The 17,138-nt window shown below is 71.0% G+C and carries 11 protein-coding genes and 2 pseudogenes; 8 read left to right on the top strand and 5 right to left on the bottom strand.

Features of this window, described 5'->3' with window-relative positions:
- Positions 1–136: 136 nt before the first annotated feature.
- Positions 137–1,891, bottom strand: coding sequence for a SulP family inorganic anion transporter (locus tag FL344_RS35340; RefSeq protein ID WP_141621626.1), 1,755 nt, complete (start codon positions 1,889–1,891; stop codon positions 137–139).
- Here FL344_RS35340 and FL344_RS39555 point away from each other — a divergent pair.
- Together FL344_RS39555 and FL344_RS39550 are read left to right on the top strand one after the other, a co-directional pair.
- Positions 1,867–3,270 (top strand): annotated as a pseudogene (locus FL344_RS39555) (SulP family inorganic anion transporter); the annotation flags it as partial. The gene FL344_RS35340 and the pseudogene FL344_RS39555 sit on opposite strands and share 25 nt — an antisense overlap.
- Before the next feature lie 253 nt (positions 3,271–3,523).
- Positions 3,524–4,042, top strand: coding sequence for a sodium-independent anion transporter (locus FL344_RS39550; protein ID WP_228565604.1), 519 nt, complete (start codon positions 3,524–3,526; stop codon positions 4,040–4,042).
- A 40-nt stretch (positions 4,043–4,082) separates the two neighbouring features.
- On the opposite strand, the gene FL344_RS35330 is transcribed toward FL344_RS39550, so the two are convergent.
- The 3 genes from FL344_RS35330 to FL344_RS35320 all read right to left on the bottom strand — a co-directional run bounded on the left by FL344_RS35330 (position 4,083) and on the right by FL344_RS35320 (position 9,959).
- Positions 4,083–5,501, bottom strand: a complete 1,419-nt coding sequence (locus FL344_RS35330) for a DUF2254 domain-containing protein (protein ID WP_141621625.1) — start codon at positions 5,499–5,501, stop codon at positions 4,083–4,085.
- Between the two features lie 167 nt (positions 5,502–5,668).
- Positions 5,669–7,084 (bottom strand): MBOAT family protein, encoded by a 1,416-nt coding sequence (locus FL344_RS35325; RefSeq protein WP_141621624.1) that lies wholly within the window; start codon positions 7,082–7,084, stop codon positions 5,669–5,671.
- 1 nt (position 7,085) lies between these two features.
- A complete protein-coding gene (locus FL344_RS35320) occupies positions 7,086–9,959 on the bottom strand; it encodes a GDSL-type esterase/lipase family protein (protein WP_141621623.1) in 2,874 nt (957 codons plus the stop codon).
- 44 nt (positions 9,960–10,003) lie between these two features.
- Between FL344_RS35320 and FL344_RS35315 the strand changes: the two genes are divergently transcribed.
- The 6 genes from FL344_RS35315 to tpx all read left to right on the top strand — a co-directional run bounded on the left by FL344_RS35315 (position 10,004) and on the right by tpx (position 16,884).
- Positions 10,004–11,068: a mannose-1-phosphate guanylyltransferase gene (locus FL344_RS35315; protein ID WP_141621622.1), complete on the top strand. Its 1,065-nt coding sequence runs from the start codon at positions 10,004–10,006 to the stop codon at positions 11,066–11,068.
- Positions 11,069–11,340: 272 nt separating this feature from the next.
- Positions 11,341–13,329: a serine/threonine-protein kinase gene (locus FL344_RS35310; RefSeq protein WP_228565603.1), complete on the top strand. Its 1,989-nt coding sequence runs from the start codon at positions 11,341–11,343 to the stop codon at positions 13,327–13,329.
- A 138-nt stretch (positions 13,330–13,467) separates the two neighbouring features.
- Positions 13,468–14,838 carry a phosphomannomutase/phosphoglucomutase gene (locus FL344_RS35305; RefSeq protein ID WP_011556430.1) on the top strand — a complete coding sequence of 457 codons (1,371 nt, stop codon included), beginning with the start codon at positions 13,468–13,470 and terminating at the stop codon, positions 14,836–14,838.
- Between the two features lies 1 nt (position 14,839).
- Positions 14,840–15,391, top strand: coding sequence for an NADPH-dependent FMN reductase (locus FL344_RS35300; RefSeq protein WP_090488362.1), 552 nt, complete (start codon positions 14,840–14,842; stop codon positions 15,389–15,391).
- Positions 15,392–15,403: 12 nt separating this feature from the next.
- The gene (locus FL344_RS35295) at positions 15,404–16,336 is read left to right on the top strand and encodes an ROK family protein (protein ID WP_141621620.1); all 933 of its coding nucleotides are present in this window, start codon (positions 15,404–15,406) and stop codon (positions 16,334–16,336) included.
- A gap of 32 nt (positions 16,337–16,368) precedes the next feature.
- On the top strand, positions 16,369–16,884 hold the full coding sequence (tpx, locus tag FL344_RS35290) for a thiol peroxidase (protein ID WP_141593691.1): 516 nt from the start codon (positions 16,369–16,371) through the stop codon (positions 16,882–16,884).
- Positions 16,885–16,891: 7 nt separating this feature from the next.
- Here tpx and FL344_RS35285 read toward each other — a convergent pair.
- Positions 16,892–17,138: pseudogene (locus FL344_RS35285) on the bottom strand (VOC family protein); the annotation flags it as partial.

The raw sequence follows: 17,138 nt of genomic DNA, 5'->3' as shown, positions 1-17,138 counted from the left end.
GTCGGCGTAGAATCGGCCCGTCAGCACGGAGCTGGCGTAGTTGACGAGCGCCAGGCTGAAGGCGGCGGGGATCAGCGACCGCACGTCCTCGAAGCGCAGGGACGGCAGGCCTGGAGCGGGGGGCTCGACCCCCTGCTCAATGCACGGGCGGCAGCGCCGGAGGTTCATCGTCACGGGTGTGCCTCGCGCCGGCGTCCATCAGGAAGTGGTGCACCGCCGCCCCTACGGTGGCATGCACATTCTCCGGGCCCAGCCGCTCCAGCAGGCCGGTACGCCGCAGCAGCGCGCGCAGCGGCGCCCGGGCCTCGGCGATGCCCAGCACCACGCCCTCTTCCTCGAACTCACGGCGCAGCTTCTCCAGGCCATCGGCAGCGGTGACGTCCATGTCGAACACGGCGGACGCATCAAGCACGAACCACCGCACGGGCGCATCCGCGCTGGAGACCAAGGCCCGGGCCTGCTCCCGCAGGTGGCGCGCGTTGGCGAAGAACAGCGGCGCATCGAAGCGGTAGATGACGAGCCCGGGCACCGTCTCGGCGTTCTCGAACCGCTCGATGTCGTGGTAGCCGGGCACGCCCTCGCGCTCGCCAAGCACCGCGTCGTGGGGCCTGGCGGCCCGGCGGATGAGGTCCGCGAGCGCCAGCGCCACCGCGACGAGGATGCCTTGGAGGATGCCCAACACCAGCACCCCCACCATCGTCACGCACGCGAGCACCGCCTCCACGCGCCGCACGCGCCACAGGTCGATGATGGCTCGGAACTCCAGCAGGTACACCGCGGCCACGAAGACGATGGCGCCCAGCGTCACCATGGGCAAGTCATGCAGCAGGGGCGTGAGGAACAGGGCGAACACCAGCACCACCCCAGCGGCGAGCACCCCCACGAGCTGGGTCCGCCCCCCCATGGAGACGTTGACGGCCGTGCGCGAGTCGCTCCCCGTCACGGGGAACCCCTGGCTGAACGCATTGGCGAGGTTGGCGGCGGCCTGCCCGAGGAACTCCTGGTTGCTGTCCAGCCGGTAGCGGAACCTGTCGGCGTAGAATCGGCCCGTCAGCACGGAGCTGGCGTAGTTGACGAGCGCCAGGCTGAAGGCGGCGGGGATCAGCGACCGCACGTCCTCGAAGCGCAGGGACGGCAGGCCTGGAGCGGGGGGCTCGGCGGCGAGCGGGCCCACGACCTTGATGCCCCCATGCTCCAACTGGAACAGCCCCCCCGCCACCGTGGTGAGGACCACCAGGATGAGCGGACCGGGCGCCTTGGGCAGCAGTTGCCGCAGCAGGATGAGCGTGGTGATGACGCCCAGCCCCAGCAGGAGCGTCGGGACGTGGGTCCGTTCGAGGTGGGTGGCGACCTCGAACACCTGACCCGAGAACGTGTCGGACTGGCGCTCCATCCCGAAGAGCCGCGCGAGCTGGCTGCCGATGATGATGAGCGCCGCGCCATTGATGTAGCCGATGAGGATGGGCTTGGACAGGAAGTCCGCGAGCGCGCCCACCTTGAGCAGCCCTCCGAGCAGGCTCAGCACGCCGACCAGCAGCGCGAGCAGTGCCGCCAGGGATGCGTAGCGCGCGGCGTCCGCCCCCGCCGCCACCGGCGCGAGCGCCGCGGCGGTGAGGATGGCGGCCCCCGCCTCGGGTCCGATGATGAGGTGCCGCGAGGGCCCGAACAGCGCATAGGCCAGCATTCCCGCCACGCCCGCGTAGAGGCCCGCTGCCGGACGCACGCCCACGAGCTGCGCGTAGGCCAGGCCCTGGGGGATGAGCATCGCGCCAATGGTGAGCGCCGAGAGCAGGTCCGCCCGGAACCAGCGGCGCTGATAGTCGCGTGCCTGCCGCAGGCCCGGCAGGCCTCGCTGCACCGCCCGCCATGTCCGCGCCACCAGGTCGCTCACCGCCTATCCCCTCGCGCTGGTGCCCCGTGACACGCTGTGAACGCTGGGGCCGCTTCGCAACGCAAGGTCCTCGCACGGGCGGCTCCTGGCATGGCCGCATGCCCCTGGGCGAATTGCGCGCCCGGAACACCGTCCCCATCCCTAGCTCGGAGACACCATCGACGGCGGGGCCGCTTGTGCCGGCCGGTCGCGCAAGCGCCAGCAACGGGCGCACGCGCTCTCCGCTCCGGGGCGAGGCCCGTCCTGGGAGGAGCATCCTGATGCCAACGTCCGCCACCAGGTCCGCGGCCTCCTGGCTCTCGCGCGCCGTCCCCTTTCTCGAGTCGGTCCGTGGCTACCGCGCCACGTGGCTGAAGCGGGACACGGTGGGGGCGCTCACCGTGACAGCCCTCCTCATCCCAGAAGGCATGGCCTACGCGGAGCTGGCGGGCCTGCCCCCGACGGCCGCCTTCTACGCGGCCCCCGCGGGGCTGGTGCTCTACGCGCTCTTCGGCAGCTCGCGCCAGCTCATCGTGGCCGTGTCCGCAGCGGTGGCGGTGCTGTCCGCCGCGACCGTGGGCGCGCTGGCACAGGCGGGCTCACCCCGCTTCGTCGTCCTCACGGCGACCCTGGCTTTGATGGCGGGGCTCATCTCGCTGCTGGCGGGCGTGCTGCGGCTGGGGCGAATCGCGCAGTTCTTCTCCGCCTCCGTCCTCACCGGCTTCGTCTTCGGCCTCGCGCTCATCATCGCCATCAAGCAGGTCCCCAAGCTCTTTGGCGTCAAGGGAGGCGACGGCAACTTCTTCGAGCGGCTGTGGTTCCTCGTCACGCACCTGGGCAGCACGCACCTGGTCACGCTGCTCGTGGGGGCTGGCAGCCTCATCATGTTGCTGGCGTTGGACCGCGTGTCGAAGCGGCTGCCCGCGGCGCTGGTGGTGCTGGCGCTGTCCATCGTGGTGACGGCGCTGCTCGGCCTGGACGCGCGTGGGGTGAGCGTGGTGGGCAAGGTGCAGGCGGGGCTCGTTCCACCCCTGGTGCCGGACGTGGGGCTCGGGGATTTGCTGCGCCTCCTGCCCGGCGCGAGCGGAATCGCATTGGTGGCCTTCGCCGAAGCCATTGGCCCCGCGCGAATGCTCGCCGCGCGTCACGGTTACGAAGTGGATGCCAACCGTGAGCTGGTCGGTCTGGGCGCCGCCAACATGGGCGCCGGACTCTTCCAGGGGTTCTCCATTGGTTGCAGCCTGTCCAAGTCCGCGGCCAATGACGCCGCAGGGGCCCGCACCGAGGTCTCAGCGATGCTGGCCGCGGGCTTCACGCTGCTGGTCGCCCTGTTCCTCACGCCCCTCTTCCGCCTGCTGCCCGAGGCCACGCTGGGCGCCATCGTGGTGGTCGCCGTCTCGGGAATGATGGACGTGCGGGAGATGCGGCGTCTGCACCGGATGCGGCGGGCCGACTTCCTCGGGGGCGCTCGTGGCGCTCGTCGGCGTGCTCGCCCTGGACGTCCTGCCGGGCCTGCTGGTGGCGGTGGGCGTGTCGCTCTTCCTCACGGTGTACCGCGCCAGCGTGCCGCGACTGAGCGAGCTGGGCCGTGTCCCGGGAACGCTGGCCTTCGGCGACGTGCGGCACACGCCGCGCCCGTTGACCGTTCCGGGCATGCTCATCCTCCGCCCCAACGAGGGCATTTTCTTCGCCAACGCCACGGCGCTGCGGGACGAAGTCATGACGCGGGTGCGACATGCCGGGCCTTCCCTGCACGCGGTGCTGTTGGACATGGAGGTGACGGCGGACCTGGACGTCCCTGGCGCGGACATGCTCGCGGCGCTCCACGATGACCTGGCCCGTCGGCGGGTGACGTTGATGCTGACGCGGGTGATGGCTCCCACGGGCCGGATGCTGGAGCGCACCGGGGTGACGGCGAAGGTGGGCGCGGAGCACCTCTACGCGCAGGTCCTGGATGCCGTGGTGGAGCACCTGGCCCGCGCCCCGGCGGTGACACCCGAGGCACAGGGGTTGGTGCGTGACGGCTTGCGACGGCTGCGCATGCTGGTGGACGAGGCCAGCACCACGCTCGACGCGGACGAAGGCGCTGACCGCGAGCGGCTCCAGACGTTGAGCCGGCGCCTGGGCCGGGCCGAGTCCGCGCTGGGAGACGCGCGGCCGGGGCCGCACTGAAGCGTGTACCCGAGCGCGCGGCGCGCCGCCGGGTGACCCCTCAGAACCCAATCGCGGGCAGCGGAGGCAGGGGCTTCCCCTCCAGCGCCTGCTCCAGCGACTCCGCGTAACGGCGGATGCCCGCGAGCCACGAGGCGTCCTTCTGACCCTGCTCCGTGGCAGCGAGGACGCGGTGCAGGGTCTCCCGAGCCGTCCGGCGCGCCTCTGCCTGCCGCGCGTGCTGGCCCACGGCTCCCGCCAGCCGCAGCAACCGGAGCACGACAGCGGGTTCGGTGGCGCCGTAGCGAAGCGTCTGGTCCGTGACCAGGTCCAGGTAGTCGCGCAGCGACAGCGCGCGAAGGAAGACGCGAGGGCGCCCGGACATGTCTGGCACCACGCGGGGGCCCAGCCGCAACTGGCTCAGCTCGCACATCAAGAAGGTGAGCTGGTCCAGCGCCTCCACCACGGTGTAGGGGTCGTTGATGCCCGGCGACAGCGCCTTGACGGCCACGTCCACCAACTGGCGCACGCCCAACGCGACGTCCACGTCCTCGTCCCGCCAGCGGTCCGTGTGGATGGCCCGGAGCAGGAGGGCCTCGGCCACCTCGCACGAAGCAGGGGAGAGGCGGTCATCCGACGCGAACCAGCCCACCTCGCCGCCTTGAATCACCGGCTCTCCGATGGCCCGCTCCAGGTGGACGACGAGCCTCCGCGCCGTCGTCACCTCCAGCAGGGGCCGCGCATCCACGGCGACGACGAAGCCGTTCCGTTCGGCCCGAAGCGGCCACCGCTCGCCCGTGGGCGCCGGCACCTCGGCCGGCGCCTCCATGTCCCCTGCGCGCAATCGCTCCAGCCTGCGCGCGACGCGCAGCGTGTCCACGCGCACCCGCTGGACGATGTTCTCCACGCGCATGGACTGGAGCGTATGGAGCACATGGAAGACGAGCGCGCCCTCACATACGACGAGCAGCAACATGGCCAGACTGAGCGCCGGGCGCGGCGCGCGCTCGGCGCCCGCCACGAACCCGAACTCGTGGGTGGCCACGAGGCAGAAGACGCTCGTGGCGACGAACACCGGGATGACCACGCGGATACCCGCGCCGTGCACGAAGTGGCGCAGCAGTCGCGGCGAGAACTGCCCAGCGGCGTTCTGCACCACGAGCATGGAGAGGGACAGGACGATGCTCAAGGACGTCAGCGCAATCCCCAGCACGGTGGAGAGCATGTCCCGCGCCTCCGAGGAAGTGGCCTGCCAGGCGACGCCGCGCAGAACCCTTGCCGCGAACACAGGGGGCTCCACGAACACCACGCCCAGGCATGCCCCAACCACCGCGCCCACCACGGGCGTGAGCCACAGCCGATGCCGCAGCCACCAACGGAGCGGCGGTGCATCTCGCGGAGGACCGAACCTGGGGACCCCACGTCCCAGGGCTGTGCGGGGGAGTGCCTGGATGCCCGCCATGCGCAGTACCTCCGCCACGGCACTGGCCCTGAGCCAGTGCGCTCAGTCCGACCGAGCACGGTGACTGGGCCTGCTTCCCGGCTCCGGCGACGGGGCTGCCCCCCAGAGACTGGGAACGCTCATGCCCGGCGGCAAGACGCCTGCGAGGGCTTGGGGGGCTGGGACCCGACAGCCCCTACGCCCGCCTAGAACTGGAGGTACACATACGGCCGCGTCTCCACGGCGGACAGGTGGCGGATGCCCAGGCCGAGCACCACCAGCACCGCTGCGCGCACCGGCATGGGCATGCGGACGAAGAGGTCCGACGACACCGTGTAGAGCTTCATCGGCACGGCATGGAAGAAGACCGCCGCGGCCAGCATGGCCCACACCAGCGGGCTCACGTTGGCGATGCCGGGCACGCCCGCCATCATCCGTTCGTAGAACTCGCCCGCGTGCGCCATGTCCGCGGCCCGGAACACCACGCGTGTCAGCACGACGATGGTGAACGTCGTCAACATGCCCAGCGCCACGCGGGGGATGCCCGGGGACTCGGGCTTGCCCACCGACCACTCCCAGCAGCGGGACACACACAGCGCCACGCCGTGCACCGCGCCCCAGACCGCGAAGCGCCAGTCCGCGCCGTGCCACAGGCCGCCCAGCACCATCACCGTCATCAGGTTGAACAGCACGCGTGGCTTCGACACGCGGTTGCCGCCCATGGGCCGGTACAGGTAGTCGCGCAGCCACGTGGACAGGCTCAGGTGCCATCGGTTCCAGAACTCGCCGATGTTCTTCGCCAGGTACGGGCGGTTGAAGTTCTCCGGGAACTTGAAGCCGAACAGCGCCGCCACGCCAATCGCGATGTCCGAGTACCCCGAGAAGTCGTAGTAGAGCTCGAAGGTGTAGGCCACCGCCGCGACGATGCACTCCGCAGAGGCGTACTTCTCCGGCGCGGCGAAGACGGGGTCCACCAGTCCCGCGCCCAGCACGTCCGCGATGACCAGCTTCTTCACCAGACCCACCGCGATGCGGAAGAGGGCGTGGCCACCGGCCTCGGGCGTGAGGGTCGGCGTCTGGCGGAATTGCACCATCAGCTCCGACGCCCGGACGATGGGGCCACTCACCACGCGCGGGAAGAAGAGCAGGTACAGCAGGTGCTCGATGAACGAGTGCTCCGCGCTCGCCTTCTGCCGGTACACGTCCACCGTGTAGCTGATGGCCTGGAAGACGAAGAAGGACAGGCCCACCGGCATCAGCAGGTTGAAGGGCTCGGCGCGGACCTCAATGCCCCACGGCGCCAGCAGTGACAGCAGCGTCTGCCGCAGCATCTCCAGGTACTTGAAGCCCGCGAGCAGGCTCAGGTTGGAGACGACCGACACCGTGACGAGCGCCTTGCGGACCCCCTGTGTCTGCGCGCGGGCCATGCCCTTCACGCACAGGTGGTCCACCGTGACGCCCACCAGGAAGATGAGGATGGGAAAGGGCGTGAAGACCGCGTAGAACAGGAGGCTGGCCACCAGCAGCACGCCGATGCGCGGCCAGTAGTGCCGGTGCACCGCCCAGTACAGGGCGAACACCTCGATGACGAAGATGAGGTACTGGACGCTGTGCGACAGCACGTCAGTTGTCCTCCACGCGCGCGGTGGGGCCTGCCTTCTTGTGGGCCTCGTACGCCGTGAGCAGCTCCCGGGAGAAGGCCCCCGCCAGCCGCGCGTAGCCTTCAGGTGTCAGGTGGATGCCGTCCGCGTGGCCCAGCGCGGGCTGCGTGCGCTGCCAGCGCAGCATGGAGCGCTCTCCGCCCATGGCCGCGCGCGTCGACCAGTACGCGCACCCCGCGTCCTTCGCCACCTGCGGCAGCGTGTTCAGCACTGACGCCAGCGAGGGCGCCTCGCTCCACCGGCCGTTGGCGTCCTGCGTGAGCCGGTCCGTGGGGCCCATCACCAGGCACTCCGCGTTGGTGGCCTTGCGCAGCCGCGTCAGCAGTTCCGTGTAGTCCCGGCGCAGCGCCGAGGCGTCCAGGTCCGGCCGGCCCGCCTCGTTGGTGCCGTACCAGAACACGAGCAGGTCCAGCCGCCGCGACGCCAACTGCGCGTCCACCGACGCCGCGTCCATGGCCCCCAATGTCGAGGCCGTGGCACCGGGAAGGCCCAGCGCGTCGTACACGACGCCCGGCGTGTCGTATTCCAGGGACGCCCCCAGCACCGTGACGTTGCCGTCCTTCGGCGCCGCCACCTCCACGGTGTGCGAGGACCCCGTGACGGGGAACGAGCGGATGCGCACGGTGGGCGCGGTCAACGGCTCCGGCGGAGGCGCGTCCGGCGGCAGCAGCTCGCCGTCAATCGCGATGTCCGGCGCGCGCACGTCCGGCGCGTCCAGCGCGTACAAATCCAACCGGCCCGAGGTCGCCTTCGCCTCCGGGCAGTCCTTGCAGAACTGGATGCGCAGCTTCGCGCCCGGACCGCCCACGGCGCGGATGCCCGTCAGCCCCCACAGGCCGCCGGGGGGCGCGTCCTCGGCGGCGTCCTCGATGGTCCAGTCCCCCTCCAGCGCGCGCGTCACGCCCGCGGGCTCCAGACGGGGAGAGGCCTTGCCGGCGGCGATGAAGCCCCGGCCCGCGGCGCCGAAGCGCTTCGTCAGCACCTCGCGCACCGCGTCCGTGAAGTAGTGCGACGCGGTGTGCGAACCGCCCAACTGCGCGACGCCCACGCGAAGGGCCTCGCCCGCCTCGCGGCGCTTCAGCTTGTCGAACGTGCGCACCAGCGCGGTGTCCGCGTTCTGCAGTCCGGCCGGGTCCACCGCGGCCACCAGCGGCGCCCGGCTCTTCGCGAACGCACGCTGAAGGGACAGGTCGAAGAGGTGGCCCAGCAAGTCCGAGCCCCGGGCGCGCGGGTGGACGAGGTCGTCCAGCATCAGCCCTTCCTCGAGCCAGCGCAGCGCGGAGCCCTCGCCGCCCATGGCGGCATAGGCGTCCCAGAACGCGCAGCCGGCCGCGCGGGCCTCCTCGCGGTAGATGGCGCCAATCTCCTGGGTGCCCCGGCGTGACACCACCTCGCCGCTCATGGTGCGCACACCCGCGTCGATGGGGGCCATCAGCAGGCACGCGGCGTTCGGCACGTTGCTGCGCACGCGAGACATCAACTCCTTTATCTGCGCGCGCACCTCGTCCAGCGTGGTGCGGTCTCGCGAGTAGAAGAAGGCCTCGTTGCCGCCCACCATCATCACCACCAGGGACGGCTTGCGCTGGCGCAGCTGCGCGCGGAAGGCGGCGGGCTGGGCGCGCAGGTACACCTCCGCCATGCCGCCCAGCAGGCCCACCGTGTCGTAGACGACGCCCGGCGCGCCCGACTCCAGCGTCATGCCGTGCAGCTCCACCTTGCCGGACGTGGTGAGCGTCAGCGACTTCGCGCCCTGCGGCAGGGTCACGCGGGCGAAGGCCGCCTCCGACTTGTTCTTGGAGAAGCCTCGCGTGTGGATGCGCTGGAGCGGCTTGCCGTCCACGGAGAACTGCACGGAGCCACTGGCGGGCTGCGCCAGGAAGAAGAGCTCCGCCACGCGCGAGCCCTCCACGTCATAACGCGTGCTCTGGGAGCCCTTCTCCGAGCTGAAGGCCACGCCGGTCCAGCCCACCCGGTCGCGGGGCCACTTGGAGTCCACCAGCCGCTCGATTTCCCAGCCGTCCGAGCCTCGGCCCGAGCGCGTCCAGCGGCCCGCGCTGGCGGGGCGGGTGATGAAGAGGAAGCCCTTGCCGCCCGCGCCGAAGCGCTCCTGGAGCCGGTCGCGCACCAAATCCGTGATGTGGTCGGAGGCGACCAGCGAGTCGCCCAGGTGCACCACGCGCACCGGCGTGCGCCGGGCGTCCTCGCGCAGCTCGGCCAGGGCCCGGGTGTAGGGCGCCAGTCCGTCCTCCAGGCAGCTCCCGTCCGGCCCCGCCTTGCGGCAGTTCAGCTCGATGTCCACGTGCTGGGAGCCCATGCGCTCGCGCAGGGCCTCCAGGTCCTTCGCGCGGGCCAGGGTGGGGGCGCTCAGCTCCTCCAGGCCGATGCCCGGCGTGGTGGGCACGGCGGGCAAAGGCTCCGCCACCAGGGCACCGGCGTCGGCGGGCTCCTCCTCTTCCGTCTCTGCCGGCGGGCGTTTGGCGGCACCCGCACCCGCCGTCATCACTTCTCCGGGCGGACGTGTGGCGCGACCGCCCGACAGCGAGGTCGGCAGGACGAGCGCCACCAGCTTCTCGGGCAGGGGACCCCGCTGGAGACTCGGGAGGGGCCGGAGGGCGTCTGGGACCGGGGCAAGCGACAGCCCCAACGCCAGTGCGACGGTGAGGATGAGCGTCAGCCCGGTGGATCTGGCCTTGAGGAAGTCCAACAGCGCGGCATGAGACTGGCTTTTTGGTGGCGGGTCAAAACTCTCACCTCCCTTCGTGGCTTCGCCGTCTGGAGGGCGGGCAGGCGAGTCCCTCTTTCCCGGCGAGGCTGAAACGGTATGGTGCGCCGCCATGGCCGCCGGCTTGGTCCGGGGCCTTCAGGAGTGCAACACCCGCAATGGCCCTCTACCCCGTCATCATGGCCGGAGGTTCCGGCACCCGTTTCTGGCCGCTGTCCCGTCAGGCGCGGCCCAAGCAGTTCCTGCCGCTGGCTTCCAAGCTGCCGCTCATCACCGACACGTCCGCGCGCCTCAAGGGGCTCGCCTCGGTGAAGGACACCTTCATCGTCTGTGGCCCCCTGCACGCGAAGGCCGCGGCGAAGCTGGTGAAGGGGCTGCCCAAGGCGAACCTCCTGGTGGAGCCGGTGGCGCGCAACACCGCGCCCGCCATCGCCCTGGCGGCGGTGCAGGTGGCCGCGCGCGACCCCAAGGGCGTCATGGTGGTGCTGCCTTCCGACCACCACGTGGCGGACGTGCCCGGCTTCAAGCGCACGCTGGCGGACGCGGCGGACCTGGCGGAGGCGGGGCACATCGTCACGCTGGGCATCAAGCCTTCGCGCCCGGAGACGGGCTACGGCTACATCCAGGTCGGCGAGGCGCTGGAGGGCGGTGGCCGCAAGGTGCAGGCCTTCAAGGAGAAGCCCGACCTGGCGACGGCGCGCGGCTACGTGTCCTCCGGGGACTACCTGTGGAACGGCGGCATCTTCGTCTTCCGCGTGGACGTCATCCTGGAGGCCTTCGCGAAGCACATGCCGGAGATGCAGAAGGGCCTGGACGCCCTGCGCAAGGCCGCGGGCAAGCGGACCTTCGGCGCGGTGCTGAAGAAGGTGTTCCCGAAGCTGCCCTCCACCTCCATCGACTACGGCGTCATGGAGAAGGCCTCCAACATCGCGGTGCTGCCGGGTGACTTCGGCTGGTCGGATGTCGGCTCGTTCGCGGCGATTCCCGAGGTGCGCCCCGCCGACGCCAACGGCAACGTGGTGTCCGGCAACCTCGCGGTGGTGGTGGACTGTCACAACTGCGTGGTGCTGGCCGACAAGCGCCCACTGTCCGTGGTGGGCCTCACCGACATGGTGGTGGTGGACTCCGGCGACGCGGTGCTCGTGGTGCCGAAGGAGAAGAGCCAGGACGTGCGCAAGGTGGTGGAGGCGCTCAAGGCTCGCAAGCTGACGAAGTACCTGTAGGCGTCCAGGTGGGGCCGGGTGCGCTGGAGAAACGCCCGGTTCCCACCCTGGAAGAATTACGGGCCGCGAACCCTTGATTCACGGGTGACCTCGTTCAATTGGGGGCTTGCTCTGTCGATGAGTGGACAAGGGGCCTCTGCACGCCGGTTGCAAGGCCACCACTGCTTGCCCCGCTCCGGGGCGACAGAGGGTGGTGGGGTATGGCCTGCATGCGGTGTGACGTGGACCATCCGGCCGGGGCGTCTTGCCCAGCGGTGCATGACGGCGTCGCAGTGTCGGCGAGCTGCCTGGAAGGGCAGCGGCACGGGCCGCTCGTCTTCCGGCGCTGGTTGGGGGCGGGCGCGCTGGGCACGGTGTACCTGACGGAGTATCTCCCCACGGGGCACCGCTTCGCGGTGAAGGTCTTGCACCCGCACCTGGCGGCGCAGCCGGCCATGCAGCGCCGCTTCTACGCGGAGGCGCATGCGTTGCGCGAGCTGGTCCACCCTCACGTGGCCCGCGTGCTGGACGCGCGCCCGGGGCCCGGCGGTCTGCCGTGCCTGCTGATGGAGTACGCCGACGGTGAGTCCTTCTCCCGTCTCCCCATGCCGCTGGCGCCCGTGGAGGCGGTGGAGCTGCTGGGGCAGACGCTGGAGGCCGTGGAGGCCGCGCACGCGCGCGGGCTCATGCACTGGGACCTGTCCGCGGACAACCTGGTCCTCACGCGGGATGCGCGGGGGGAGCGCCGGGTGAAGGTGCTCGACTTCGGCGCCAGCGCCATCCTCAGCTCGAGCCTGTCTCCCGAGGAGCGGGCTCGAGGCATGGTGGTGGGCTCGCCGGCCTTCATCGCGCCCGAGCAGTGGTCCGGCGAGGACGTGGATGGCCGCGCGGACGTGTATGCGCTGGGCGTGGTGGGCTACCTGCTGCTCACCGGGCGGCTGCCCTTCGGCATTGGCCGGGCGGGGGAGCTGGCGCCTCCGGAGCCGCATGTCCTCAATCCCTGCGTGCCACCCGCGCTGTCCGCGGTGCTGCTGCGGGCCCTGGCGCCGCGGCCCGCCGAGCGCTTCCCGGATGCCCGCACGTTCCGCGAGGAACTGGCGCGCTGCATGGACCCGCGTGCCCGCGCGGCGGAGCGCGAGGCGGCGCTGGTCGACGACGTGGAGCTGCTGGTGGACATCGACATCTCGTTCGACGAGGACGCAGCGCCCGTGTCCCAGGCGCCCATCCTGCTGCTGCCGGAGATGCGCGTGCCAGAAGGCAACGTCACCATCTTCGGCCAGGCGATTCCGGAGGACGGTGCCACGCCGCTGCACCTGGCGCTGCGGGCGGCGGCCCATGCGGAGCCGGTGCTGGAGGCGCCGGCCCCGCGCGTCGCCGCGCCCGAGGGGTTGGACGTTCGCGTGCGTCTCGCGGCGGGCTGGACGCGGGTGGTGGCCAACGACGTGTCGGTGGATGGCTTCTTCGCCGCGTGGGATGGCGAACTGCCGCCGCTGGCCGCGCGCCTGGGCGTGGAGCTGTCCTTCGCGGGGCGCACCGTGACGTGCGAGGGCGACGTCGTCCGCCATGTCACGGGAGACGAGGCCCGGACCTGGGGCGTGGCCGCGGGCGCGTTCATCCACTTCGCGGAGCCCGCACCGGCGCTGCGCCAGTGGGTGGCGTGGATGCTGGAGGAGGGGCGCCGGCCGGAGCCGCGTCCCGATGGGGAGCTGGCACGGCTGCTCGCCCGGGCCGCGGAGGCCGCGAAGGACCCCTATGTCCTGCTGGGCGCGCGGCCTGACGCTGACTTCGAGGAGATTCGCCGCCGGGCCAGCGCCGCCCTGCGCCGGCTGGAGGGCTTCCGCGTCCGTCCGCTGCCGTCCGGGCAGCGCCGCGCGCTGGAGGCGCTGCGGGGGCGGGTGGAGTCCGCCCGCAGCACCCTGGGCGAGCCGCTGAGCCGCGCCGGCTTCGACGCCGTTCGGGGCAACCTGCCGGGGCTGGCCCGCTGCGTGGAAGCAGGGCTGCCGGACGAGGAGGTGGAGCCCCTGCGCCACGCCTTCCTGTCGGCCCGGCCGGGCTCGGAGGCTCGGGCCCGGGCGCTGTTCACCCAGGGACACGCGCTGGAGGCGCAGCGGGCCCTGCGCGCCGCCCTCTCTCGCTACGCGAACGCGCTGGCGTTGGATCCGCTCAACGTGTCGTGGCTGCGGCACTACCAGGAACTGCGCCAGCGGGCACAGGGGCTGACGCCTTCCATGCCCCCCGTGCCTCACGAGGGGGCCATGGCCCCCTCGGCCCTGCTTCCGTAGTGCGGGGGCCTTTTCCGGCCCCTTGGCCCTCCAACGGGCCAGGGACGCCCTCTGGTCGGGTGCCCCCCTGGCCCGCGCTCGTGTAGAGTCCGCCGCCCTCTGCCATGCCTCCGTCGTCACGGGGGCGGGGACACCTTCATGAACGCGCACATCTTCCGCGAATACGATATCCGAGGCCTGGTCGATAAGGACCTCACCACCGAGGTGGTGGAGCTGCTGGGCAAGGGCCTGGGCACCATCATCCGTCGCCAGGGCGGGCGCTCCATCGCGGTGGGCCGCGACTGCCGCGAGTCCTCCACCCGCTTCCGGGACGCGCTCTGCGCGGGCCTCACCTCCACGGGCCTCAATGTGTTCGACGTGGGCGTGGTCCCCACGCCGCTGACGTACTTCGCCGCCAACACCCTGCCGGTGGACGGCCTGGCGATGATTACCGGCAGCCACAACCCGCCCGAGTACAACGGCTTCAAGATTGGCGCGGGGAAGACGACCTTCCACAGCCACGAGATTCAAGCCCTGCGCAAGCTCATCGAGGCGCGGGACTTCGAGGTGTCTCCCAAGCCGGGCACGGTGACGCCGTACGACATCATCACGCCCTACAACCACTTCGTCCGCCAGACGGTGAAGGTGGGCCGCAAGGGGATGCGCATCGTCATCGACGCCGGCAACGGCACGGGCGGCGCCATCGCGGTGCCGCTGTTCGAGAGCATGGGCTTCGACGTGGTGCCCCTGTTCTGTGAGATGGACGCGACGTTCCCCAACCACCACCCGGACCCGACGGTGGTGGAGAACCTGGAGGACCTCATCGCGGCGGTGAAGCGCGAGAAGGCCGAGGTGGGCATCGCCTACGACGGCGACAGCGACCGCATCGGCGTCATCGACGACCAGGGCAACATCCTCTGGGGCGACCAGTTGATGGTGCTCTTCAGCCGCTACGTGCTGAAGGAGAGCCCGGGCGCGGCCATCGTCGGCGAGGTGAAGTGCAGCTACACGCTGTACGACGACATCGCGAAGCGCGGCGGCAAGCCCATCATGTGGAAGGCCGGGCACTCGCTCATCAAGTCGAAGATGAAGGAGACGCAGGCGGAGCTGGCAGGAGAGATGAGCGGCCACATCTTCTTCAAGAACCGCTACTTCGGCTTCGACGATGCCATCTACTCCACCGCGCGCCTGCTGGAGATTCTCACGCACGAGAAGGCGACCATGTCGGAGCTCCTGTCCGACGTGCCGAAGACGTACGCCAGCCCGGAGCTGCGCTTCGACACGAAGGAAGAGAAGAAGTTCGAGATGGTGAAGCGCGCCACGGAGACGCTGCGCGACGCGGGCCACGACATCATCGACGTGGACGGCGTGCGCGTGACGTTCCCCGACGGCTGGGGCCTCATCCGTGCCTCCAACACGCAGCCCATCCTGGTGCTGCGCTTCGAGGCCAACACGCCCGAGCGCCTCAAGGAAATCCAGGCCCTCATCGAGGGCACCGTGGAGAAGGTCAAGGTCGAGGTCGGGGGCTGACATGACGACGCCGCGCATCCTCGCCATCAGTGGCAGCCTCCGGACGGGGAGCTTCAACCGCCAGCTCCTGGCCATCGCCGTTGCCCACGCCCGCTCGCTGGGCGCGGAGGTGGACGTGGTGGACCTGAAGACGCTGGAGCTGCCCCTCTACGACGGCGACGTGGAGGCCAAGGCCCTGCCCGCTCCCGTGGAGGAGCTGCGCGAGCGGCTGGGCAAGGCCCAGGGCCTGCTCATCGCCAGCCCGGAGTACAACTCTTCCATTCCGGGAGGCCTGAAGAACGCCATCGACTGGGTGTCCCGCCCGCCCGGCAGGCTCTTCCAGGAGAAGTGGGTGGCGATGATGGGCGCCACGCCCGGCGTCTTCGGCACCGCGCGCATGCAGCCGCACCTGCGGCAGGTGATGGCCTCCGTGGGGGCGCACGTGCTGCCCACGCAGGTGCACATGGCCCGCGTGTCGGATGCCTTCACCCCGGACGGGAAGCTCAAGGACGAGGCGCGCCAGAAGGAAGTGGAAGCGCTGGCGGCCGCGTTGGTTTCCAAGCTGAAGCCCTGAGAGGACGCGCTCATGCCAACGCTCGGAATCGACCTGGGGGGGACCTTCGCCCGTGCCGCCGTGGTGGACGAGGTTGGCAATCTGCTCGCCTCCTCGAAGGTGGCCCTGGTGGAGCGCAGTCCCTCGGGGGTCGTGGAGACCATTGCCCAGGCGGCCTCGGACGCGGTGATGGTCGCCGGTGTGCCGCTGGGCGCGTGTGGTGTGGCGGCCGCCGGGCAGATTCACAAGGACTCGGGCGTGCTGTCGGTGGCTCCCAATCTGGGCTGGCGCAACGTGCCGCTGGGCGCGCTGCTCACGGACCGGCTGGGCCAGCCGGTGCGCGTGGTGAATGACCTGGCCGCGGCGGCGTGGGGCGAATTCCACGCCGGCGCGGGTCGGGGCTCCCAGGACATGCTGGTGGTGTTCGTGGGCTCGGGGGTGGGGAGCGCCATCATCGCGGGCGGACGGCTCGTGGACGGCGGTGGCGGTGTGGCGGGCGAGCTGGGCCACATCAAGGTGGTTCCCGGCGGGCGCCGCTGCGGCTGTGGTGAGCTGGGGTGCCTGGAGGCCTACGCCGGTGGCCACAACCTCATCGCGCAGACGCGGGAGTTGCTCGCCAGCGGTGGTGCGCCGGAGGTGGCGCGGCTGACGGGCGGAGACCCGGCGCGCATCACCCCGGTGACGTTGGAGCAGGCGGCGGAGGCGGGCGACGTGGCGGCCGGCGAAGTCTACGCGCGGGCGGCGCAGTTCCTGGCCCTGGCCGTGGCCAACCAGGTGACGATGCTCAACCCGGCGCGGCTGGTGCTGGGTGGCGGCGTGCTGAGGCACTGCCCGGGCCTGCGGCGTCGTGTGGAGGAGGGCGTGCGCGCCTGGTCCTCCACCACGTCGCGCGAGGGCCTGCTCATCGCGGACGCGGAGTTGGGAGACGACAGCGGTCTGATTGGCGCGGCGTTGCTGGTGAAGTAGTCCGCGCCCCTTTCCGGAGGAGGAGGCATTCCATGGCCGAGCACAAGGGCATCGTCACGTTCAAGGGGCAGCCGGTGACGCTGGTGGGGGACGAGGTGAAGGTGGGCGACGCCGCTCCGGACTTCACCGTCTTCAAGGGGCTCAACGACGCCGTGCGGCTGTCGGACGTGAAGGGCAGCGTGGTGGTGTTGAGCGTGGCGCCCAGCGTGGACACGCGGGTGTGCGCGGCGCAGCTTCGCGCGTTCAACAAGGAAGCCACGGCGCTGGGGCCGGACGTGAAGGTGTGGTTCGTCACGCTGGACCTGCCCTTCGCGCTGGGGCGCTTCATCGGCGCCGAGGGCATCCAGAACGTCACCACGCTGTCGGACTACAAGGACCGCGAGTTCGGTGAGAAGTACGGCGTGTACATGAAGGAGCTGGGGCTGCTCGCGCGCAGCACCTTCGTGGTGGACCGTGAGGGCAAGGTCGTGTTCCGGGAGATTGTCCCGGAGATGACGCACGAGCCGGACTACGACGGCGCGATGAAGGCGGTCCGCGCGGCGCTGTGACGGAGGTTCAGCCGCGCTCCGGCGGTTTCCAGCGCCGCAGCGCGGTCTGCTGCTCGTAGGGCTGGGGCGACGGGTAGGTGATGAACTCGATGATGGTGCCCCAGGGGGCCCGGGCGTAGCAGAAGGCGTTGCCCGGGCCTTTCTCCAGTGCAGGCAGTTCGTGGGGGCTCGAGAAGACCTCGCCTCCCGCCGCCTGGAAGCGCGCGAGCGCCGCGTCCATGTCATCCACGTAGACGGCCAGGTGCTGGATGCCC

Origin of the sequence: Myxococcus sp. AB036A (assembly GCF_006547355.1) — a bacterium.
Taxonomy (GTDB): Bacteria; Myxococcota; Myxococcia; order Myxococcales; family Myxococcaceae; genus Myxococcus; species Myxococcus virescens.
The sequence above is the reverse complement of the archived record's forward strand: the minus strand, read 5'-3'. Positions and strand labels throughout refer to the sequence as shown.

What these genes read in the sequence shown, in the direction of transcription:
- FL344_RS35320 (WP_141621623.1), bottom strand. Translation starts at nt 9,959, where the DNA reads ATGGCGGCGCACCATACCGTTTCAGCCTCGCCGGGAAAGAGGGACTCG.
- FL344_RS39550 (WP_228565604.1), top strand. Translation starts at nt 3,524, where the DNA reads ATGCTCATCCTCCGCCCCAACGAGGGCATTTTCTTCGCCAACGCCACG.
- FL344_RS35295 (WP_141621620.1), top strand. Translation starts at nt 15,404, where the DNA reads ATGCCAACGCTCGGAATCGACCTGGGGGGGACCTTCGCCCGTGCCGCC.
- FL344_RS35315 (WP_141621622.1), top strand. Translation starts at nt 10,004, where the DNA reads ATGGCCCTCTACCCCGTCATCATGGCCGGAGGTTCCGGCACCCGTTTC.
- tpx (WP_141593691.1), top strand. Translation starts at nt 16,369, where the DNA reads ATGGCCGAGCACAAGGGCATCGTCACGTTCAAGGGGCAGCCGGTGACG.
- FL344_RS35305 (WP_011556430.1), top strand. Translation starts at nt 13,468, where the DNA reads ATGAACGCGCACATCTTCCGCGAATACGATATCCGAGGCCTGGTCGAT.
- FL344_RS35300 (WP_090488362.1), top strand. Translation starts at nt 14,840, where the DNA reads ATGACGACGCCGCGCATCCTCGCCATCAGTGGCAGCCTCCGGACGGGG.